Below are 22,464 nucleotides of genomic sequence, written 5' to 3'. Positions count from 1 at the left end.
TCATCGTCCCAGCAGCGGATAGCTAATATTGCGCAAAATGCTCCATGCCGACTTGTAAGCCTGGTCGGCCTCCTCTCCGCCTTCCCGGGCCAGTACAGTCAACGCTGCAGCGCGGGCCAGATTCGCTTCCAGCCCCGGATAGTCCGCCCTGCGCGGCGATTGCTCACAGCTTGCCAGCAATGCCAGCAGCTTCGCCAGCTCTGGCGATACTGCCGGCGCAGTCTCCTCGGCTGCTGCGGGCTCGGCTTGCGAAGCTTCACTTTGCTGCTGCTCTCTGCCCTTGCCTGGCAAGCTTGCTGCCCTTAATTGCTCCACTCTCGCTTCCAGCGCATGCCTCCGCCGCTCTTCCTCCTCCCGCTCTGCCTGCTCTTCCTGTAGCAATTCATATAAACGCGAGCGATAGCCCTGCAATAGCAATTGTTCTTTTGAGCGGAACAATTGCAGCATCGTCTCGCCGGTCATATGGAGCCATTGCACATCCACATCGAGCAGATGCGATAGCGGCAGCTCGCACGGCTCAAACAGCAAGCGTCCCCAGCGCGGATCACTCATCTGAAAGCGGATCAAAATCGCTTTCTCGCGAGGAACATCCAAGTAGACAAGGCTGTGCACGGCCGCTTCCATCGCAAGCGGCGGCATCGCCAGCTCCTTTTGCCACAGCTCATCATAAGGGTTATCCGGCGTCCGCATCGCCAGCTCTGCCTTATTGACCGCTACATAAGCCGATTCTGTTATGGACAGCCAGCTGCGGTCGAGCAGAAAGAGCGGCTTGAAGCCGTGAGCGCGGTAACACGCCAGCTTAGCCAGCAGCTTTTTGTAATAAGCGGCGTCTCCTTTTAGGGTGACGACATAATCGATCGCCCAGCGATCGCCATTGTCTGCATTTATGACAAAATCCGGTACAACGCGCAGTTCCTTTTTATACAAATATCCGTCCGTAAATGTAAAATGCTCCCCTTGCAGTGCAGCCAGTTCACGCCGAAGCAGCTCCTTGCCCTCCGCATGCCTGTCTGCCAATTCAGCAAGCTTTTCCCGGTTAACGGCATAGCGTGCATAGTTGCGCTCACCGGCGCAGGCTTCACTGTCATAATGGCGGAACAGCGCTTTGTCGGCATAGAGCACCATCACGACTCTGCCATCGCAGCAGATGCATTTGAAAGCAGCCTTTTCTCTCGAATAGACGCGATAATGCTCTTCCAATTCAGCCCGCGCCGCTTCTAATGACGCGCCGCGGCGAATGGCTGCCAGCCGCTCGCGCTCGATATCGATTGTGAGATGATGCAGCTTAGCGCTTTCCATCGTTACCCAGGCCTCCTTGCGGTCAAAACCGTTATCTGTTGTTTATTCGTCGCCAATCCGTCTGCTCCTGCCTGCTCTTTTAGGGATATTCCGAGGGCAAAGACAGGAAAGCTGCTTTCTCATGTATGTTTTAGGCCTTTTAGGGAAGGATGCTACTGAATTTATTTTTGAGGAGGCGTTCACATATGCTAAGGCTGCAAACTGATCTGGAAGGAAGGCAGGTTTGCTTTGGCGATGTGCAGGATGAACTTTGCAAACACGGATATTGTCTGGGGAGCAATTGGGAATACGACCGCGGAAGCTTCGACTCGATTTTATGGCAGGAAGCCGGAGAAACCATTTACTTGCGACTCCCTTTCTATGTGACTGACGGAAGGCTCGACAAATACGATACTTCTATCGTATTTCAAACACCTTATGTGATCAAACATATCGTCAATATCGGCTTGGACAAGGATATCAATTCCTTATTAAGCACTACGGGAGCCGACCAATTCCAGACTCCTCTGGATACGGACGGACATATCAGGCAAAAAAGCAAATGGGAAGAAGCTGGCGAGCAAGCCATCCAGCAAGTTATCGGTTATTTGCAATAAAGCAAGGCGAGTCGCAGCATGTTGATCCATGCATAGACTCGCCTTCTTTTTACGGCTCGATGCGCGTTACCTGCACATCGCCCTGCAGCCCGTCGGGCACGCGAATATCCAGCTCGATTCCGGCAGGAGCCGTCACGCGAAGGCTCATGGAGTCCCCGTTCACCCGCCAGTCTACCTCAATGCGCCCGCCCTGCGGCAACGGCACACGTCCGGTCGCCCAGCTTAAACCGCATGGCTGCGGCGCAATCGCTACCTTGCTCCAGCCCCGATCCATACGATTAACGCCAAGCACCGTTGTTCCCAGGAAGTAGCCCGGTCCCGCCGACCATGCATGGCAATGGCTGCGCGTCAATTGATCCGGGTTTGCCCGGTTTTCGGCGAAGTTCGGATACATTTCCCAGCAAGTAGTCGCATCATGCTCAACCATTAGTCCGTAATGCTTACGGATGTCGGCAAGCATATGCTCATATTGTCCTGCCCCAGCCAGTGCTTCATAGTAGAAGAAGGACATAAACGGACTGCCGATTTGTACAAAATTAGCTGGCGGATTCAGCAAATAACGGTCAATTGTTCCTTTGCGCTCCCCTTCAGCAATTCCGCATAATGTAGCGACAACCTGTGTCTGCATACTAAAGATCGCCGAGCGACGTCCATCGACATGGATACAATCCAAATAAGCCTGCTGCCGCTCATCCCATAGGCGCTCATTAATGGCCGCCTTCAGCGCATCTGCAGCCGCTGACAAATCTGCATATTGGTCTTCGCCGATCCCTGCTGCTCTCGCCAGCTCCCCCGCCACGCGCAGCGCTTTGCATAAAAACATATTTTGATGGGTTACGATGCCGTCATTCGGCTGATCGATCGGTGCCCAATCAAGCAAATTCCAGCCCTTCATATTGAGCAAGCCGGAATCGTCGATATTTTGCAAGTAATGAACCAATGTATGGCGCACTGCCGGCCAGATCGAGGCGGCGAAAGCTTCATCCCCCGTATGCTGCACATATTCTTCGCATGCGATAACCCAGAAGAAGGTCCAGTTCGGAATGACGCTGTTCCAGCCGCTCGGCACTTGGTCCAAATAGAGCGGGTTGACATCGCTTGAGCCGGGAACGAGATTCAGGCAGCGTTTTACAATGTCCAGGCTGCCGTACACATAGTAGTTGACCAACGCTTCATTGCGGCTGTCGCCGACCCAGAACACCTGCTCATAGGACGGGCAATCGACAAAGGTATCCTCCATGCACAACCTGGTCGTATGGCGGCTAATTTCCCAAATTTGATTGAGCAGCGGATCGGCGCTGCGGAAGGCGCCTGCTTCAGTCACCGGGTAATTGCTCTGATTTACATATAGCTCATACAGCTTGACCGGACGCTTCGCTCCGCGGACAGTGACGATTAAATAGCGGAAGCCGCGGCGCACGGGGGATAAATATTGCTGTCTGCCCTCGCGGCAGCGATAACGGATTGTATTGTCAAGTCCGTAAGTGTGCTGCCGGTACTCGCCGCGTACATATTCAATTCCGTATAAATCGACTACGGTGCCTTCAGCCGCATCCAACTCGAAACCGATAAAACCGGACCATTCTTTACCAAAATCGATCAGCAGCTCGGTATCATAGCCGTCATATACCGGAAGCTCCGCAAAATCGCTTGAAGCGATCAGGCCATGCTCCAATGATGGCGCGGCTTGCATTTCTACGGCCTCCGTCCGCCAGATGCTGGCCCCCATCACGTCTTGCGCACTGTAGAGCTGGGTATCAAGCGGCTTCAGCCACTCGGCAAATGCGGCAAGCTCTTCGCGATTGGCCGTCCCGGCGGCGCGCAAGTAATCCGGATGCTCCCGGTTAAGTGAAGCTGTCTCTTTATGGTCCAGGTGCATTACCGCATCGAACGGCCCGACAAGCGCAAACGGTGTCGCTGTCCGCTCCCCTTCAGGCAGCGGGGAGCGCAATGCAAAATTGCTCGCACTATCGATAGCAATATGGAATCCGCCGCCATGATCGCCCGAGGTGATATCAATCAGCAGCAGGTGCTCGCCGGCCTCCAAATGTACCGTACAGTAATGCTCCGGCCTCACGCCTTGCCAATTTTCACAGCGCCGGCCGCTTATCCACACGCGGTCGTTGCGTATTCCGCAAGGGAAGCCAAGCGTAACATCGCCTGCTGTCTCCAGATCGATAATAGCAGCCAGATAGCCCGCATAACTGACATGATTGGCATGCTCAACCGAATCCGGCACGAACGCCGCCCGCAAATCAAGCGCCGCCGTCCATGCCGGGGGCTTCACTTTACTCAGTGTATTAATGCGGGACGGCATCATTTTTTCTTCTGTCAAAAAAGGAATATCCCGCGGGATCAATGACTTCCACGGACCGCTGCCTGCAGCGCCCACCGTCTTCGCCTGCTCCCACGCCGCATCGTTATACTGCCCTTCCTTCCACGCAGCATCCCACGAGGTCGCATCATAAATTTCGGCAAAGCCTTGTTGGCAGGACATCCGGGTCGATGTCTTGTCATACCCTGTCATGACACTTGTTTTCCACGAGCCGTCTGTCACCAGCACAGCCCGCTCACCGTTACCCGAAGCGGCAGTCAGCTCTGCAATCAGACCGCCTTGTCCGCGCAAATAGTAAAAGTTCGTAACGCCAAAATGAAGAACGTGAACAGCTATCGTATTTTCCCCTGCAGTCAGGAGGTGGTTAACTTCATAAGTATCATAAAACTGCTCCTTCGGCCAGGAGCGCACCGGCCCGCGTCCTACCTGCTTTCCATTCAAATAAAGCACATAGCGGGAATCAGCGCTAATATGCAGAAGCGCCTCTCCTGCCTGAGGCGACCATTCGAATGTCTTGCGAAAGCATCTCCATTCATTGCGCGGACTTGCCGTCTCTCCGCCCCAAATCCATTCGGCTTTCCACTGTCTGCTCACCGTAACCCAACCTTTCTACTACGTTATACGTCCATTGTAAGCGAATAAACACGAGAAAAAACGGTTGTTCCTGCCAATTAAAAGGGGGTATACTGACATTACGAAGCAATAAAGAAGGAGACGGCATGCAGCTATGGTGCAAAAGCATATCGATTTAACGACATGGACCAATCTTGATGAGGAGTCCTTGCCTTTTTACTTCAATCGGGCGACGGAGTCCTTTCATCTGCTTCAGCACCGGCATGATTTCATGGAGCTGGCTTATGTTGCAGAAGGCAGCGGCTTTCATTATATCGACGATCAAATTATTCCTGTCTCAAAAGGCGATTGGTTCATTTTGCCGCTTGGCGTATCGCATGTTTTTCGTCCAACCGGCGTCCGCCCCAGCCATCCGCTTATCGTGAACAATTGCACCTTCAAACCCGAACGCCTTTTCGAGGAGCTATCGTCTATTCCCGGGGCAACATCACTGCAATATGCGCTGCACCTGCTGCAGCTGACGCCGAATATTGAACCGGTCTGGCAGCATTTGCGCGATCCTGACGGACGATACGGGGATTGGTTCCGCTTATGCCAGCATGAGTATACGCAGCGCAAGCCAGGTTTCGCAGCCCGGCTGTACAGCATGTTTATTGAGCTCGCCGTCATGCTTGAACGGCAGCGCCCTACAATTGAGTCATCACAAGGCAAGCGGACCGCCGCTGCCGCCGGATCGCTGGAAGCCGCGATCCATCATATCGATCGCCATTTCACCGAGCCGCTTCATGTCAAAGAAATTGCAGCGCATTTTCAGATGAGCGAAAGACATTTTCATCGATTGTTCAAGCAGCAAATTGGGTTAACTTTCAGCGCCTACCTCCAGACCAAACGAATCGAGCAAAGCTGCCGGCTGCTGCTCACTACGAAATTGCCGGTTCAGGAAATTTCCCAGCAGGTTGGCTATCAGGACAAAAAGTTTTTTTTAGCGCTGTTCAAAAAAATAACCGGGCATACGCCGCGGCAATTCCGTCACCTGAACGCCGCCATGCCGGGGCCTGCAGATAACGTAAATATTTGATAAAGCTTTGGCCCGTTTCCCTCTTGAACAGTTGGCTCAAATAACTGGGCGACAAATAAACCTGCTCCGCCACAAGCTCCAGGCTTGAAATCGTTTCCCGGATTGGAATCTTGTATACCGATTATATAAGAGATATTGTATAAGGAGGAAATCAATAATAAATGGGGGATCCATATGGTCGAAGCGATCGCAAGCTTTGCAGCAATCCTTTTATTTGGCATCAGCCTGCTTCATATCTACTGGGCTTTCGGCGGAAAATGGGGCAAGCATGCAGTCATACCCGAGCAAGGGGGGCAGCGGGTCTTTACTCCAGGTGTTCCCGCAACACTGCTGATAGCCGTCTTAGTCAGTGCCGCCGGCATGCTTCTGCTCCTTGAAGCCGGCCTGTTCACCTTGTTTTCCGGAGGGGAATTCATCATCCGCTCTGGTTCGTGGATCTGCGCTGCCGCCTTCTCGCTGCGGGTTGTAGGGGAATTTAATTACTTCGGAATTTTCAAGAAAAAACAAATGACGAGCTTTTCACGAATGGACAGTTATCTATATATCCCGCTTTGTGCATTCCTGTCGTTTGCTTTTATTCTGGTTCTCGTAACTTGACATCCTCCCCTGCCTACGCTTTGCTTAGAGGCGGGTGGATTCCCCCTTACTCGCCTCATTAGCGTGAATTTCACAACGATTCAGTCGATTAAAGCTGGCTGATGAATGATGTGATAAAAATGCAACATGAAAGGGTGACTTATTGGGGATTACTACATCATATCGAGATTTACGTATCAAACCTCAAAAATTCGTCTGATTTCTGGGGTTGGTTCTTGTCAGAGCTTGGTTACAAGCCTTTATTCTTGTATGTACCTAATTTGCAGAAACTTGCTCTATCCCCGCCATTCGCCATTGCATTTGTTCCAGCAAACACAATAGCAGATGAACTTCCCTTATTCTACCACCCAACAAGCAGCACCGGCAACCTCCACTACCGCGGCTGTGCCGTTCTCGCAGACTTATCTCCGATCGAGCCGCTCGCATTCTACCAGCTCCGTCTTCGGCGGCACAGGGGGACGTTTGCCGCGCTTAAGCTGTGCAATAGAAAGGCCAAAGCTCATCCAAAGATGCGGGTAGTCGCGAATTGCTCCCAATCCCCGCCCCACTTGAAGCCAAGCTCCTTGGCAATCTCGACGAACTCCATCCAATCCGCCTTGCCGTTCTTGTTGCCGTCATACCCATGTCCCATATGATATCGCCGGCTTTTGTCTTTAAAGCAAAATCGATCGCCAGCCCATAGTTATGATAGGATTGGCCGACGTCGTTTCTCCCCTGGTTTTATAACCTGTCCTGGTTCTCTATGCTGCGAAACCCGTTTATAATGGCGAATCCGAATGCCGCGCTTGGCTGCCCGTTTGATAAGCTCATCCTTTTTTTCCGCCACAACTGGATGCAACTCTTCACAAGGCAGTTCACTCACCGTAAGATACAGAAGAAATATTATGGCCGCGGTAAATTCTATAAAATCAAGAAAAAATGGCATTCGAACAGATGATGATGGTTCGAATGCCATTTTCTCGAAAGGCAGCGCTTCATAAGCGGCTCGCTGTGCCGAAATCCAGCGGAATCCGTTCTAACAAACGCTCTCCATACAGTTTGGACAATTGCAGCTCCGGCATGTGAATATAGCCAATATAACAATCGCATACTTTCATGCGGCAATCTCTTTGCCTGGACAAGCCTTCCAGACCGTCGCGATAAAGATGACCGATCACAGCGCGATCCTTGTAGCAGCGCTTTACAATACCTGAGGTTTGCACATAAAAAACATTGCAGCCTGTCTGGCAGCTTCGCCCCATGCTCTCATAATCGACGGCATTAATGCCGAAATGCGGATCTATAGCTTGCAGCTCTGCTATATCTGCTTCATCGTAGTAGTTTTTCTGATCCTTGAACGCATTCACCCACATATAGACATCGGACGGCAGTGCACGGCGCAGCGAGTGAAGCTTGTCAAACGCACTCTTCACGCCTACGGAACCGACACTGAACGGAATACCGCGCCGATGCAACTGATAGCATTGCGACAGAAACGCTTCTTCCTTCGTCTGGCCGGGATGATAGGATACCCAGAAGGCAGCCTTGCGGGGATTTAATTCCTCCGTCCAGTCCAGACGGGCTGACAGATTCGTCTGAATCGCCACTTTGTCAACATGCTCCATATGCGATAAACGGACCATTGCAGACTTGTACCAGCGATGAATCAGCCCTTCACCGTATGGATTAAAAAAGATGGACAACCGATGCCCATGCCCGGCCTGATCCTCCACCCAATTGACAAACGTCTCTACATAGCCGCGGTCTTTGGCCAAGGTGGCCGCACTATCTTTGTTTTTACTGAAGGGACAGTACGGACAGTCATAATTGCACGAGGTCAGACTGCCGCGGAAGTACAACGAGGCCTTCATTTGAATTCGAATCCTTCCATTAAGGTACGGATCTGCGGCGAGATCATCCAGTCGCCGATCGCATCGGAATATGCCAGCCCTTCATCTGTCAACTGCAAAATATCCCCATTCAGCACCGCCAATTTCGCTGCGAGCAGCTGGCGCAGTTCAGCATAATCTTCAAACGGTGAGCGGCCGAAGCGTTCCTCATAGGAATGAAGCGCCAGCCCCTCGCGGTGCAGGAGCGCCTTTAAAATAAATCTGCGCTGCTGCTCTTCTATATTTATACGAATGCCGTAATCGACCAAATCATATCGCTCTGCCGCAACAAAATCGGAAATGATGCTCGCTGTCGCCTTCCTCCCTACCGCATAATGAGACGAGTAGTGGAAATCACGGGTATATGAGCGCGCCCCGCAGCCGAGACCGACCATTCCTTCCTCCTGACAACTGAATGGCAGCAACGCTTTGCTGCCGCCGGCATCAGCTTTGGCAAATCTGCGCATGGAGGATTGGATATACCCTGCCGCATGCAGCCGGTCGCGGGCCGCTTTATAGCATTCCAGCCGGATGTCCGCCCCGCTTGCCTTGATTTCGTCAGGCTTGACAATGGTATGGCCCCGTGTATATAGCGGATAAATAAAAATTTCCGCCGGATCATACGAGAGCGCGCGTTCTAATGAATATAGCCAGCTGTCAACCGTCTGCCCCGGCAGCCCGTATATTAAGTCGAGATTCAAAATTGGAAACGGATACTGCTGCAGCAGTTCAAGCGCCCGCTCCACCTCCTGCGGCATTTGCGGCCGGTAAATTGCCGCCGCCTCCGCTTCAATAAAGCTTTGAATTCCCATGCTAATCCGGTCAACCCGGCGATCTGCCAAAATGCGCATTCTCTCATGCGTCACCGTTTCCGGCGAGGTTTCCACTGAAATCGATGCTTGCTCGGCATTAAGCCCCATCGTCCGCTCGGCTATATCAAATAAACGCTCCAGCAAAGCGGGCTCCAGTAAAGTCGGTGTTCCGCCGCCAATCGCAAAGCGGGCGAACGGCTTATGTCCCACATGCGGCGCCCATTGCTTGGCTTGACGCTCCAGTGCATCTACATATTGCTCATGAGCGGATACGCGCTTGTCAGGCAATGTAAACAGATTGCAAAAGCCGCAGCGCGCGCCGCAAAAAGGAATATGCATGTATAAAAAGAAGGTTTCCGCCGTTTCTTCAGCCCATAGCTCCGACAGCGGCACCTTGCGGCTCAGTTCGCGATAAGCCGTTTTATGCGGATAGGAGTATAAATAAGAACGATACGGGGCAGACCGCAAGCCATCCGCCCAATCCTGAAGCTCCTTAGAGGGCTTGTTCTGCTCCGCCGCCAACGATTGTGTCATCCGCTCCTTCACTCCCTTCCCAATTGTTACAAAATAAATTCCCGGTACGGTACCGTCCATACAGCTTCATGTGCAAGCCGATGGCCTTCGTAGCCATCCTCGCCGTAGCAGGTTCCATGATCGGAGAAGGCCAGACAAAACACTGGCCGCTGCCGCGCCCGAAACGCCTCGAACAAGCGTCCCAGTTGACCGTCTACATAACGGAGCGCTGCGCGTTGTGTCTCCACGGAGTCCTTCTTGGCCCCAGGAACAAAATAATGATTCGGTCCATGGATCGCTGATACGTTAATAAACATAAAAAGCTTCTCGTCCAGTTCTGACTTGTCTAACAGCTTAAGCGCGTGATTTACTTGATGCTCAGTTGATCGATTATTGGTAACGCCGAACGTCATTCGCCAATAGCTCTCCTGAAAGTAGCCTGGCAGCACACGCGCTAACGGTACCTTCTTCGTAAAAAAGATAACACCGCCGATACAGATCGTCCGATACCCTTCAGCCTGCAACCCAGATACGATATCAGGCGTATCGAACAACCATGTATGAGGGTGTGTCTTCAGTCCTGTATGTTTGGAATGAAAAAGCCGAATATGCTCTGCTTTGTTAGTCGTTGCGGGCGTGGGCAAAAAACCGCCAAAAAAAGCGTGATGCGCCGCATAGGTAAAGCTCCCCGGCGTATGCCGCTTTTCCCAGCCGCCGTCTCCGCACAGGTTCGGGCAATTGCCCTCCTCCAACACAGCCGCATCATAGCGGAGCGTATCCAGTGTGATCATCAAAATATCATGGCTGCCGACAATCTTGTTCATATCCATTGCATGCGCCCCTCCCATTAACGTCGTTGGCTTGGCTGCATTTTCTCCGTGTCGGGACGCCTCGTTACTTAATGCTGCTCGCTTAGCTGCCGCAGTTCCCAATCATAAGTTCCGCTACCTTCGTATTGAACGCGATAAATCAAATCTCCGAATGGATTCACATCAATAATATAAGGCCGCTGTCTCTGTGAATCTATAATGACATCGATTCCCGCAACCCGGGAACCGGAAAATGCCGCCAGCGCCTTTTCCGCGCTGTCCCGTATGGCTGTCAGCGCAGCTTCATTCAAGCCGAGTCGGGTCAATTCCATTCTTTTGCTCCGCAAATGCAGATTGGTTATCGGCGTACGGCTGACGCGGGCAATGCTGTGGCAAGCTTTACCGCAGACGACCAGCTGCCGGATGTCAAATGCGTCTCCCTTGTAACATGACTTGGCAATCCACCTCTCCACGTGCGCGCCATGCTTCAGCAGCCAATTGACCAGTAAGCTTATATCCGCCTGTTCGGTATATCGCCGCGGCTTCAGCAAATTAAAAAAGCTTGGCGGCCTGGCGATATGCCGCTTGATCTCCATTGTCGTTACAGCCAGCTCGGCTCCGGTACGCGGATTCAGCTGGTAAGCGATAACACCGGAAGCTCCTGAGCCTGAGGCCAGCTTAACAAAAACCCGATGCATGCGCTCCTTCATCATCGCTTCCTTCAGCGCCTCATAATTGGCAATAGGCGCTCCGCCACTGAGAAGCAAAGGCGCGACCGGCACGCCGGCCTGCTGCAAAACACGATGTGTATGCCGCTTATCGAACATAGCCAGCACGTCAGCTGGCGTATTCAGCCAGTTGACGTCTGCTTGCCAGCAGCTTGCCGCTTCTTGCTCCAATCTGGCAAGCAAACGGCCGAATCCCCGAAACCACTGCGACGGATGATAAAGCCGGCCGTGCTGCTCGCGCATGCTGAGTGCCGCATCCCAAGAAATCGGCATCGGGTCGGGACGATCTCCATAAGGCAGCAGCCGGTCTTCCGAATGGCCTGCCTGCGGACAATCGGGCGCTCCAAGCGCAATTAAAGCCCGCTCGACGACAAAGCTCTCTCCCGGCGCATCGAGCCGGAGCAAGGGCGGCCATCCGCCCTTGTTCCAGCCGCAAGCTTTCGCCGCCTCCGCCAGTCCAGCCTTTCCATGCAGCAAATCGGCATAAGATACAACAAGCGCCGGCGGCATGCCGAGCCTGGCTCTGGCCTCCTGCAAGCCGGCCGTGCGCCGGTTTCCGGGATTGCCGATCACGATCATTCGTTCCGGCATTATTCCGTCAAGGATGGATAACGATAATCGTCTTCATCCTGTTGATCGCTAATATCAACGTTCATTCCTGATTGCTTCCACTTCTGCATCATGCCGTCGGACATGTAGTGATGGTTCAGATCGAGAAATTGCAGCTTCTTGATTCGCTCGCTGTCAAGCAGTGCTTGCGCCCCACTGTCACTCAATGTACCCAGCGACAGGTCAAGCGTATGCAGCTGATCCAGAATCGGGGCATTTGCGATCGCGATTGCAATTTCATCCTGCAGCTCGCTATCCTTCAAGCCGAGATAGGTAAGCTCCGGGAACAAGCCCGGCTCTGCCACTTGCATAATATCTTGCAAATCGCCATCAAAGCCATAATTTTCTACGCCTATGTACAGCTCCAGCTTCTTCAACCGAGGGAAGGCCCCGCCCCGGATGCTCGCCAGCACATCCTTGCCGAGCCCCCCGCAAATAATGACCAGTTCTTCCAGTTGCTCATGTCTGGCCGGCTCCAGCTCCAGGTCCGTACTTCCTTTGATCGTCAATGATTTCAAGTTCGGAAAAGCTGGCAGCAGCGGGGCAAGATTGCTCTGCGTAATCCATGAAACTTCACATTCCTCATAGTCCATATCGCCAATAAACAACTTCTGCAAGGAAGGAAAGCGATCCTTTAGCCGTACAAGTGCCTCGACAATACTTGAAGAATCATTCTCATAGGAACCGCCCCAGTCTCCAATAATGAGACTCGTAAGACCAGCAGCCTCCGGGCCATTAGCAAGCTCCTCAATTAGCGAGGACATTTGTATTCCTTCTTCGTAGCCGTCATAATCAATAGATAATTTCACTTCAGACATCAATAATCCCTCCATTAGAAAATTCCCCATCTCTAAAATAGCACATATGTTCCCATACATGCAATACATCCGCTTCTTAAATTGTTCGCTTCAAATTCGACAAATTCCTTTATACGCAGCAAAAGCAGGCCTATTGGCCTGCCAGAGATAGGTTTATGGTTCCGAATTGTTGGACGAAAGGGGCAATTTCCGGATAAATCTTACGCTGCTCTAGCTTTGAGACAGCTCATACAGCGCCTGCAAACAAATTTCACCATGCCGCATTAACGAATCAATATGGACAAACTCATCCGCCTGATGCATTTCTTGTCTTGTCGAATATTGTTCACAATTTTACAATTAATTTATATTATAATGAATGTGTTTACGTATCATCGGATCGGAACCCATTTATTCTGCCGCTGGCTGAGGTGCATTCATTTATTAAGAGTATGGAGTTGAACGATGCTTACTAAATGGAAAAAGTTTTTACCTTTGACGACAATGCTCGTTTTTCCTTTTCTCGGAATGCTGTATGCTTGGATGAACAAGCCGCTGGAGCAAGTATACCGGCTGGACACCCCGATCGACGACGCCATTCCGTTTATCAGTTTTTTCGCAGTGCCTTATTCGGTTTGGATTGTCTATATTTACATCTGTCTCGTGTACTTTTTTATCAAAGATCCGAAATTTTATTTTCGCGGCCTCATTACATATACAGTCTGCGCACTGCTCTGTTATGTAATCTATGCCTTCTTCCAAACGACAGTATCCCGGCCGCAATTAACGGGCAATGATGTATTTACACGTCTTATGCAGTACATTTATAATCGCGATCAGCCGTACAACTGCTTTCCGAGCATCCATTGCTTTTCCAGTTATATGGTGATGAAAGCACTGTTTACGAGCGGCTTCCGCAACCGCTGGAACCAGATCTTGATTTACGGCACGTCCTCACTCATCATCGCCTCTACGCTGTTTATCAAGCAGCATGTCATTATGGATGTCATTGGCGCCATTGTGCTTGTCGAAATTGTCTACCACATCATCGTCAAGCTTGAACAAACGGTAGCCAAACCTTACTCCTGGCTGTCGCCTAAGGAACAGACCCGATTCCCGGGCAGCCCCTAGGCGGCTGCCACCGTCCCTCCTATCGCGCCAAATATCCGCCATCCACGACCAAATCCTCCCCTGTAATAAAGGAGGCGTCCGCTGAAGCGAGAAATGCGACTGCCCCTGCCACTTCATCCGCTCTGCCTTGGCGGTTTAACAGATGAAGTTTAGAGACTCGCCGATCTTCCTCTTCAACATCAATCCCGAGCTCATGGCAGCTGTTCTCGAAGGCCTTAGTACGAATATATCCTGGACAAACACTGTTCACGCGGATGCCGTCAGCCGCCAGATCGACCGCCCAGCATTTGGTCAGGCCGCGAATGGCAAACTTCGTGGCATTGTATGTTGCGAAATTCGCCTGTCCGATGAATCCGCTTACAGACGACAAGTTAATGATCGCTCCATGACCGCTTTGCCGCAGCAATGGCAAGCAATGGTCTGTGACCATTGTCGTGCCGACCAAATTGACATCGACAATTTTATGCCAATCCTCAGCTGTTGCATTCGTCCCTTTGAAGACAAAGACTGCTGCATTGTTCACAAGAATATGAATTTCGCGATGCAGCTGGCCAATACGCTGAAACAGCTCATCGAGCCGCTCTTTATTGGATATATCCACTTGCGCCCAATGAACGGTACGGCCTGCCGCCGCTTGCATTTGATCAGCTGTCTGCTGCACCCCTGCGCTGCGGTCCAACAGCCATACTACACAGCCTTCTTCACTCAAGCGTTGAGCGATCGCTGCCCCCAATCCTTGGGCAGCTCCAGTGACAACAGCAATTTTTCCCGTTAACCCTCTCATATTGCACCTCCAAACAGATGAACAGCTTCACATCGATGTTACCTCCTCCGATTTAATATGTCAATATATCTTTAATCCAATCACATATCCAATATTACATCCCTTTGAGAGCCTGATCCAAATCTTCAAGTAATGAATCGGTATGCTCCAAGCCAATCGATACACGCACAAGCCCTATAGGCACGCCGGTTTTCTGCGATGTCTCCTCATCGATCCATAACCCCGGCGTATTAATCAAGCTTTCAAATCCGCCCCAGCTCGGGCCTTCCTGAAACCAACGCAGCCGCTGCACAAATTCGCGGATTTGCGCCTTGCTGCCTCGCGGCACAAAGCTGAACAATCCGGAGCAGCCGGCCATCTGCTCCTTGGCCAGCTCATATTGCGGATGGCTGGCCAGCCCCGGGTAAAGAACGCGCTCGACCAGCGGATGCTCTTCCAGAAATTTTGCCGCCTGCATTGCACTCTGCTGGTGCTGCCGCATCCTGACAGGCAGCGTCCGCAAACCGCGAATGAGCAGCGAGGCTTGATGCGGATCCATAACCGCGCCGAACAAGCCGCGTTCCTGATGTGTCACCTTCTCCATCGCTGAGCGGCTGCCAACCATTACACCCGCCATCACATCGCTATGCCCGCCCATATATTTCGTGGCAGAATGCACGACCAGATCGATGCCGTGTGTCAGCGGATTTTGATACAGCGGCGTCGCCCATGTATTGTCCGCGATCGTAACAATCGAATTCGCTTTGGCCAGCCGGGCGATCGCCCGCAAATTTTGCAGCGTAAACACATTCGAAAGCGGTGTCTCCAAATAGATCGCCTTCGTCTGCGGCCGCAGCGCCTGCTCAATTTCCTCCACACTATCCCCCGCGATAAAGGTTGTCTCCACGCCGAATTTAGCCATATAAGTTTCCAAAAACACCTTCGTCGGCGCATAAACATTCAAAGGGCAAATGACATGGCAATCCTTCTCCATTACGCTCATCAGCGCGGCCGTTATTGCCGCCATGCCGGAGGAAAAGCAGCGCGCCTCCTCGCCTTCCTCCAATGCCGCTATTTTCTTTTCGGCCACTTCTGTCGTCGGATTGGATACTCTCGTATACGTATAACCATGATTGACATTTTTGCGCGTGAAGAGCGAGCTTTGGTAGATCGGCGGTACAATGGCTCCTAGATGACGGTCATACTCATCCCCATAATGGGTACAAATTTCTTCCTTTGTCAGCTGTTCCGGCCGCAATGGGTCCATCCTCCTGCCTCCTGTCGAAGGGCAGAGAAGGTGTCCCCGTATAACAGGGCCACCTTCCTCGCCTTTATAGTGAAAAATGATAGCTTGCTTTAAAGCTGGCACTCTTGCCTTGCCGTCTTACCATGACGCCCCAACGGACAAGATCAAGCTGATGCTCATAGCCTTTGAAGCGGTATATCGTTGTGCCCGGCGCCCCCTCCATGCGGAGAGTAACTGTCTTGTCCGGCAGTATCCAATGCAACTCCCATGCCTCATCTGTCCGGCAGCACGCGGTTTCCAGCATGAGCTGATAGCCATCGGCATCGCCCGGAGGTTCGGCCCGCACAAACGTTAAAGAAGATTGCAGCTCTCCCGAGCAGTGAAAGAGCCAGTCAAATTCATGCGAGTCCTGATGATCGCCGGCCGGCTGTACAGTAAACTCATCCAGCAGCCGGTCAGGAAACAATTGCAGTTTGCGGGCAAAGCCGAGGCCCGGATATACTTCATCAGCCGCGCCATGGAACAGATTGTTCTCCGGCTGAAATTTTACGACGCGCCCCATAGGACGGTTCGGCTGATTTTGCCGGTCGACCATCAACGAATTGTGCGCAATCGTCTTCCGCTGCCACTCTCGGAACAGCTCCGAGCCATAGCCGCTATTGGATATATCGCGCGATACTGTTTCATCCCGCAAATACAATTCAAAATTCATCATATCGGCATGGGAATGCTCGCGCAGTACATAGCCATACTTCAGAAACACAGCCGCTTCTCCGCTTTGCAGCAGAGCAAAGCAAATATCTTTATCGACTCTTGATAAGCCGTCAGGCAGGCCGCTATCCACTCCCTCTGCGGTTCCGGCTGTGCTGAATGCAAATTGCTCCCCGCTCCAATCTTGGCCGAAAAGCAACCGGTTCGCCCCGCCCTCGCCATCCCCTGTGCCTGATCGCTCATAGCACTGGGCAAGCGCATAGCGAAATGGCAATTCATCATAAACGTTGCGAATCCATTCATATTGATGAGCGTATTTGCCAAAGCTGAGCAGCGGCCACCCGTCATTCGGATTCGGGAACGCCCCATTCGAAAAGGCATATTTAACCGGATAGCGGTACATCCTTAGCACAGCATCCTCCAGTTCAGGAAATGCATAATCGTAAATTTTGCAAAATGCATAATAATACGTTAACCCTTCCGCACAATAGAAATGATAATGGAAGGAGGCCTCGTACCAGAAGCCCTCAGGAAGCAGGCCCTCCTCAAGCTTGCGCTTGATCCCGTACTCGCCATCGCCTGCCCGTTCGCACCAGATACGTTCATTGAAAAACAGGCCAATCATGCCGGCAGCAGCCTTCATCCAGCATATAATATTCGGCGTACAGCCAACCTTGCGGATGAGAAAGTCAGCCTCCGGAATAAAAAACTTTTCTTTATAGTATCGGAGCTCTTCTGCAGTGAACTGCTCCTTGACTAATTCCATCCCGTGAAGCATCCAAATAACAGCTACCGCATCGCATAAATCGGTCCCGCAGAACATCCCTTCCTGACCGGGAGGCGTGCGCGCCCCAAATGTGCCGTAATGATCGCTATAGAAGCGCAGCACTTTGCGGATATAGGCCATATAAGACGGATTTCCGTCGAGCTGATGCAAAATAGCGGCATGAAAGAGCATTGAACTTGCCGTTGAACGATGGATATAACACCAAGCATCATTTGCTTCCTGGGCGTCGCGCAGCTTGCCGCAGCCGCTGCAGCGGTGCTCGGTCCGCTTTTCCGGATCGAAAATTAACGCCGCAAAGCATTCGTCGCAAAAGTAGTGATGGCCCCAGCCGGCTACTCGCTCCGCATCGTCTTCATAGATGGCAATCCACGCATCGGTCTCTTGCTTCAGCCTGCTCATGCTTGCTTGCGCCCATGTATGCGCCTTTATTTTTTCGTGAATTGCTTGCCAATCGCTTACGAGCTGCATCGTTTTGTTCATCGCTGATCAGATCCTTTCCGAAGTTCTATTCCTGCGGGCTACAGGTGCTTGCGGCCTTCTACCAGCATTAAGAGCGCCATCGCCTGCCCATAAGGCATCGGACATCGCGGAATATCGCGGTAATATTGCCATGTATCGCCGACACAGGTGCCATACGATACCTCATGAACGAAACCGGCCGAATCGATACGGCTACTAACGGCCTCCAGCGCTTTCTGTCCGCTTTCCCGAAACGTTTCCGGCAAGTATCCTTTGCGCACAGCCTTCAAAATCCCATAAGCAAACCCGGCTGTGGCCGAGCTTTCGACGTAAGCGTCAGGATCATCAAGCAGCGTCCGCCACATCCCTTCCTCCGTCTGCAGCGGAAGCAGCGCCTCGGTCTGTCGTCTAAGCGAGGTCAGCAAAAACTTGCGCACCCCTTCCGGAACGGGCACCATATCCAAATAATCGATCAGCCCCGCCGTATACCAGGCATTGCCTCGCCCCCAGCGGGCGCCGCCAAAATGATGATTTTCCAGAAAGGTCCAGCCATGATAGAACAGCCCTGTGTGCACATCGGTCAAATATTTCAAATGGACGAGAAATTGATGGATACTTTCCTGAACGTATTGTTGCTGATCAAGCAGCACCCCCATGCGCCCCAAAAATAATACAGTCATGTATAACGTGTCGTCCCATAGCTGGCCCTCGTTCTCGCTTGTTACTGTCAGGTGGGAAATGCCGCCCTCGGGCGTACGCGGCATCTCCGCATACACATAAGCTGCCCACTCCTTGCATATTTCCAAAAAATCTTCTCTGCACAATTCCTCGTACAAAAAGCTCATCGTAAGCAGCGGACATACCGTGTTGACGTTTTTTCCCGGAAGCCCCTGGGCCAGGTGGCGGTCAAACCATGCCGTTAATTCATCCAGCAGTTCCCGCTTTCCGGTTTCTTTATAGAACAAATAGATCGCAAACAGCCCGACTCCTTGTGACCAATCCCATACATCCATTGATACGATACTGTCTTTTACATTTTCTTTAAAGGCCGGCTTCAAGCTTTTCATCCCTTGCAGTACACGGCCTATTCGTTCGTCAATCGCATCATTGGACCGGGTATCACTCATTACCGCCAGCTCCTTTCTTGCCCATAATGGTACTTATTTTACAAGAAAGAAAGCGGTTTTCTATTACACATTTTTGTGAATATATTAGCTATCTTGCTCAGGGGCTAGCACTCATAAAGCCCTTGCTCATCAAAATGCTGCAAGCATTCCACCAGCATAAGCAGGGTCATCGATTGTCCGTATGGCGTCGGGCATTGTGGAATTTTTTTATAAAATTCCAGCGTCCAGCCGATCCGCGTCCCGTAGGAAACACCTTGTACAATACCGCTGCTGTCGATTTTTTCAATGACGGCAAAGAGCGCCCGCAGCCCCGTTTCCCGGTAATCCTCGCTTATATAGCCCTTGCGGACCGCCTTTAGAATGCCATAGGCAAAGCCCGCGGTCGCCGATGTTTCCTCATAGGCAGTCTCGTCATTAAGAATTGTCCGCCACAGCCCATTCGCGGTTTGCAGCATATGCAGCGCCTGAATTTGCCGCTCCAGCGACGATAGCAGAAACATCTCGATCCCCATCGGGGGTCTGACCATATCGAGAAAGTCAACCAGTCCCGCCATATACCAGGCATTGCCCCTCCCCCAGAAGGCGCCTGCGAAATTATGCTGGTGGATAAATGACCAGCCATGATAGAACAAACCTGTCTTTTTGTCCGCCAAATATTTCTGATGGACGAGAAACTGGCGAATGCTCTCCTGAATGTAATAATCGCGCCGCAGCATCACGCCCATCCGTCCAATAAACAGCACGGTCATATACAGCGTATCGTCGCGCAGCTGATCGTCACTGCAGCTCTCAAGCGTCAAATGCGGAATGCCGAACTCCGGCGTACGCGGCATTTCATCCACGGCGTAGCAGACCCACTCCTCACATATTTCCAAATAATCCGGCCGCCGCGTCTCCTCATACAAATAGCTCAAAGTTAGCATCGGGCACATCGTATTTACATTTTTAGGCGGGAGTCCTTCTCTGATACGATGATCGAACCATTCTGACAAATAGTGCAAAATCGACCGGTTTCCTGTTTCTTTGTAGTACAAATACAGCGAGAATAAGGCCACACCTTGCGACCAATCCCACTGATTCATCGAAATAATGCTTACAGGTGTATCTTCCTCAATCGTGATGGTCAAATTTTGCAGCCCTTGGATTACTTTTTCGATTAAAGCCTCGATGTGCTCTCGCTTCAAATGGGTCATCGTCATACGAACTCCCCCTTTATGTGTAAGCGTTTTGCTGATTAGATTTCTCGGCTTTTGTTTTTATACTCCTTTGGCGAAAGGCCTTCGATTTTTTTGAATACTTGATAAAAATAAGCGTATTCCTTGTAGCCAACCAACTCGCCCACTTCATTCACTTTATATTTCGGATCCATCAAAAGCCGTTTTGCCGCTTCTATACGCACTGTGCTCACTAAATCAACAAAATTGATGCCGGTTTCCGCCCGCAGAAGACGGCTCAAGTAACCGGAGCTTAACCCCAAATAATCGGCGACAATGGTCAAGTTGATGTTTTCGGCAAAATGGCTGTTTATGTAATCAACCGCTTTTTTAACGACAAGGCTGTACTCCTTGTCATCCGCCTCCAGCTTACACTTGACTGTATATACCAGCTCCTGCAAATAAGCAGCCGCTTCCTGCATACTGGATAAGCTGTAAATGCGCTCCGTCATTTCGTCGATTCGGTAATCTAATCCGAATTCGTCTCCCGTGGCCCGAAAATAGTAGCGCGCCGTTCCTAAACCGATATCGAGCAGCAGCCCTTTGGCGACTAATATATTGCCGGCACAGTAAGCTGCAATGCGTTCCAAGAGCTGTCCCAGATAATAATCGATTTCCTGGCTGCCGGCGTAATCCAGCTTTTGATAGAACTGCTCCAAATCCCGCAAAATCGAGAACTGTCCCATGTGATCCGCCCCTTTGCTGCCATCCGGAAACAGCACAGGTTCGCCGCTGCGAAAAAAGCTGCTCTCCATTAAAGCTGCAGCCTCCTGAAAGGCTTGGTCCAAATCCTGCAGCCGCTTGTAATTGGGGCTTACGGCGATGCAGCAGACGAAGCTGTATTCCCGCCGCATCGTTTCAATAAAATCAACGCAAAAATAGTTCAATCGTTTATGTACGTCACGCACCGTCAACATTTTGGGAAACAAACTGACCAAGACAAGCTCGCCGTTCTGGACGGAGTCGATGACGACAAACTGCCGCTGCTCTGCCAGCCGTCTCGCCATTGCTGCCAGTCTCGCACAGATATCAGGCTGGACAGCTAATTTGATTTTGCCAGCAGAAGCGCGCTTCAGCCGCACGATCAGAACGGAACAGCTGCTGCAAACCAGCCCTGGATTGATAGCGGTTTCATTTTTATTTTTTTCAAGCAGCACCATGCCTCTAAGCAGCCCGGATACATGTCCGGCCCGGGGACTTTGCAGGCCGTGCTCCAAATTCAACAGCGCTGCAGAACTGCGCTCGCTATGGCCGGAATCGGATTGCCGCTGAATTAACAGCTTGTTGCCAATTGCAACAACATTACTTTTCAATTGCGATCCCCTCCCTATAGACTCGGTATGTATGCTTCATCATAAGGGTGCAAAAAAAGCCTCTGATCTTCGTCCAAACGCTGCTGTCGAATCAGAGGCTGTCCATATGCTTTATACACTTTTTACTTTAAACAAATTGCTTATCGAGCCGCCATATATATTTTTGCTCACAGCTTCTGCCAGCAGCGGGGCCACCGAAAGCACCTTCACATGAGGAGGATACGGCACTGCAAGCGGCAGTGTATCTGTGATCACCAATTCCTTAATATTCGGATGACTCAGTTTTTCCAGCGCCGCCCCTGAAAACACCGGATGGGTCGCGCATACATAGGCGTCCTCCGCCCCGCGTTCCTTCAACCCTTCCACAACTTTGACGATCGTCGAGCCCGTATCGATCAAATCCTCAATAATAATCGGCGTGAAGCCGTCCACCTCGCCAATAACATGGGTAATGACCGCCTCATTATGAGCTGGCCGCTTCTTCACCATAATGGCAAAGGGACAATCCAAATAATTGGCCAAAATTTCGGCAGTTTCCACGCGGCCTGCATCCGGCGATACAATAACCGGGCGGCTGATGTTCTTCGACTTGATGTGATTGCAAATCAAATCGAGCGCCGTCATATGATCGACCGGTATGTTGAAGAATCCTTGAATCGCCGGAGCATGCAAATCGATCGTAATCATGCGCTGCGCCCCTACCGTTGTCAGAACATCCGCTACCATCTTGGCCGAGATCGGTTCGCGCGGCGCACTCTTTCTTTCTTGTCTCGCATACCCGTAATAGGGAACGATAACGCTGATGGTTTTGGCCGATGCCCGTTTAGCTGCATCAATCATGACGAGCAGCTCGATGAAGTGATCATTGACCGGGGGTGAAAAGGATTGCACAATGTAGACATGCCGATTGCGCACTCCCTCTTCATAGTTGACATAAATCTCCCCGGATTTAAACCGAGAGCAGTTTACCTGACCAAGCTTTAAATTCAAGTGCTTGCTTATTTGCTCCGCAAGCTCCGGGTTGGATGACCCTGAGAATATCGCAATATTTTCGGCCAACACATTTCCTCCTTCATCCTTGCAGCCTTGTTCCTCTATT

At 51.5% G+C, this 22,464-nt stretch carries 18 protein-coding genes and 1 pseudogene; 4 read left to right on the top strand and 15 right to left on the bottom strand.

Annotated features, from left to right (window positions below):
- On the bottom strand, positions 1 to 1,299 hold the full coding sequence (locus tag ACFQ0N_RS00170; RefSeq protein WP_379322322.1) for a hypothetical protein: 1,299 nt from the start codon (positions 1,297 to 1,299) through the stop codon (positions 1 to 3).
- Positions 1,300 to 1,484: 185 nt separating this feature from the next.
- On the opposite strand from ACFQ0N_RS00170, the gene ACFQ0N_RS00165 reads away from it, so the two are divergent.
- Positions 1,485 to 1,895 (top strand): YugN family protein, encoded by a 411-nt coding sequence (locus ACFQ0N_RS00165; RefSeq protein WP_379322321.1) that lies wholly within the window; start codon positions 1,485 to 1,487, stop codon positions 1,893 to 1,895.
- Positions 1,896 to 1,944: 49 nt separating this feature from the next.
- On the opposite strand, the gene ACFQ0N_RS00160 is transcribed toward ACFQ0N_RS00165, so the two are convergent.
- Positions 1,945 to 4,824, bottom strand: a complete 2,880-nt coding sequence (locus ACFQ0N_RS00160; RefSeq protein WP_379322320.1) for a family 78 glycoside hydrolase catalytic domain — start codon at positions 4,822 to 4,824, stop codon at positions 1,945 to 1,947.
- A gap of 133 nt (positions 4,825 to 4,957) precedes the next feature.
- On the opposite strand from ACFQ0N_RS00160, the gene ACFQ0N_RS00155 reads away from it, so the two are divergent.
- Positions 4,958 to 5,881 (top strand): AraC family transcriptional regulator, encoded by a 924-nt coding sequence (locus tag ACFQ0N_RS00155; RefSeq protein ID WP_379322319.1) that lies wholly within the window; start codon positions 4,958 to 4,960, stop codon positions 5,879 to 5,881.
- Between the two features lie 174 nt (positions 5,882 to 6,055).
- A complete protein-coding gene (locus ACFQ0N_RS00150; protein WP_379322318.1) occupies positions 6,056 to 6,478 on the top strand; it encodes a DUF3995 domain-containing protein in 423 nt (140 codons plus the stop codon).
- A gap of 401 nt (positions 6,479 to 6,879) precedes the next feature.
- Here the strand turns inward: ACFQ0N_RS00150 and ACFQ0N_RS00145 are convergent.
- The 6 genes and pseudogenes from ACFQ0N_RS00145 to ACFQ0N_RS00120 form a co-directional block, all read right to left on the bottom strand.
- A pseudogene (locus ACFQ0N_RS00145) lies at positions 6,880 to 7,403 on the bottom strand (M15 family metallopeptidase).
- Positions 7,404 to 7,452: 49 nt separating this feature from the next.
- Entirely contained in the window at positions 7,453 to 8,328 is an 876-nt protein-coding gene (locus tag ACFQ0N_RS00140) for an STM4011 family radical SAM protein (protein ID WP_379322317.1), read from the bottom strand.
- A complete protein-coding gene (locus ACFQ0N_RS00135; protein WP_379322316.1) occupies positions 8,325 to 9,692 on the bottom strand; it encodes an STM4012 family radical SAM protein in 1,368 nt (455 codons plus the stop codon). The genes ACFQ0N_RS00140 and ACFQ0N_RS00135 overlap by 4 nt, the downstream gene beginning before the upstream one ends.
- Before the next feature lie 26 nt (positions 9,693 to 9,718).
- Positions 9,719 to 10,501 carry an STM4013/SEN3800 family hydrolase gene (locus ACFQ0N_RS00130; RefSeq protein WP_379322315.1) on the bottom strand — a complete coding sequence of 261 codons (783 nt, stop codon included), beginning with the start codon at positions 10,499 to 10,501 and terminating at the stop codon, positions 9,719 to 9,721.
- A gap of 68 nt (positions 10,502 to 10,569) precedes the next feature.
- Positions 10,570 to 11,799, bottom strand: a complete 1,230-nt coding sequence (locus tag ACFQ0N_RS00125) for an STM4014 family protein (protein WP_379322314.1) — start codon at positions 11,797 to 11,799, stop codon at positions 10,570 to 10,572.
- Entirely contained in the window at positions 11,799 to 12,635 is an 837-nt protein-coding gene (locus ACFQ0N_RS00120; protein WP_379322313.1) for an STM4015 family protein, read from the bottom strand. Before ACFQ0N_RS00120 ends, ACFQ0N_RS00125 begins: the two co-directional genes overlap by 1 nt.
- 444 nt (positions 12,636 to 13,079) lie before the next feature.
- Between ACFQ0N_RS00120 and ACFQ0N_RS00115 the strand changes: the two genes are divergently transcribed.
- Positions 13,080 to 13,745, top strand: coding sequence for a phosphatase PAP2 family protein (locus ACFQ0N_RS00115; protein WP_379322312.1), 666 nt, complete (start codon positions 13,080 to 13,082; stop codon positions 13,743 to 13,745).
- A 19-nt stretch (positions 13,746 to 13,764) separates the two neighbouring features.
- Here ACFQ0N_RS00115 and ACFQ0N_RS00110 read toward each other — a convergent pair whose 3' ends face one another.
- The 7 genes from ACFQ0N_RS00110 to ACFQ0N_RS00080 form a co-directional block, all read right to left on the bottom strand.
- Positions 13,765 to 14,529, bottom strand: a complete 765-nt coding sequence (locus ACFQ0N_RS00110) for an SDR family NAD(P)-dependent oxidoreductase (RefSeq protein ID WP_379322311.1) — start codon at positions 14,527 to 14,529, stop codon at positions 13,765 to 13,767.
- A gap of 94 nt (positions 14,530 to 14,623) precedes the next feature.
- Positions 14,624 to 15,775 carry a trans-sulfuration enzyme family protein gene (locus ACFQ0N_RS00105; protein ID WP_379322310.1) on the bottom strand — a complete coding sequence of 384 codons (1,152 nt, stop codon included), beginning with the start codon at positions 15,773 to 15,775 and terminating at the stop codon, positions 14,624 to 14,626.
- Positions 15,776 to 15,839: 64 nt separating this feature from the next.
- Positions 15,840 to 17,732 (bottom strand): heparinase II/III domain-containing protein, encoded by a 1,893-nt coding sequence (locus tag ACFQ0N_RS00100; protein WP_379322309.1) that lies wholly within the window; start codon positions 17,730 to 17,732, stop codon positions 15,840 to 15,842.
- Positions 17,733 to 17,770: 38 nt separating this feature from the next.
- The gene (gene bglB / locus ACFQ0N_RS00095) at positions 17,771 to 18,838 is read right to left on the bottom strand and encodes a beta-galactosidase BglB (RefSeq protein ID WP_379322308.1); all 1,068 of its coding nucleotides are present in this window, start codon (positions 18,836 to 18,838) and stop codon (positions 17,771 to 17,773) included.
- 104 nt (positions 18,839 to 18,942) lie between these two features.
- Positions 18,943 to 20,037 (bottom strand): glycoside hydrolase family 88/105 protein, encoded by a 1,095-nt coding sequence (locus ACFQ0N_RS00090; protein ID WP_379322307.1) that lies wholly within the window; start codon positions 20,035 to 20,037, stop codon positions 18,943 to 18,945.
- Between the two features lie 35 nt (positions 20,038 to 20,072).
- Positions 20,073 to 21,365, bottom strand: a complete 1,293-nt coding sequence (locus ACFQ0N_RS00085; protein ID WP_379322306.1) for a helix-turn-helix transcriptional regulator — start codon at positions 21,363 to 21,365, stop codon at positions 20,073 to 20,075.
- Between the two features lie 111 nt (positions 21,366 to 21,476).
- Entirely contained in the window at positions 21,477 to 22,427 is a 951-nt protein-coding gene (locus ACFQ0N_RS00080; protein ID WP_379322305.1) for a ribose-phosphate diphosphokinase, read from the bottom strand.
- Positions 22,428 to 22,464: the final 37 nt, after the last annotated feature.

It is taken from the genome of Paenibacillus sp. GCM10027626 (assembly GCF_042676285.1).
Lineage (GTDB): Bacteria > Bacillota > Bacilli > Paenibacillales > Paenibacillaceae > Paenibacillus_Z.
The sequence above is the reverse complement of the archived record's forward strand: the minus strand, read 5'-3'. Positions and strand labels throughout refer to the sequence as shown.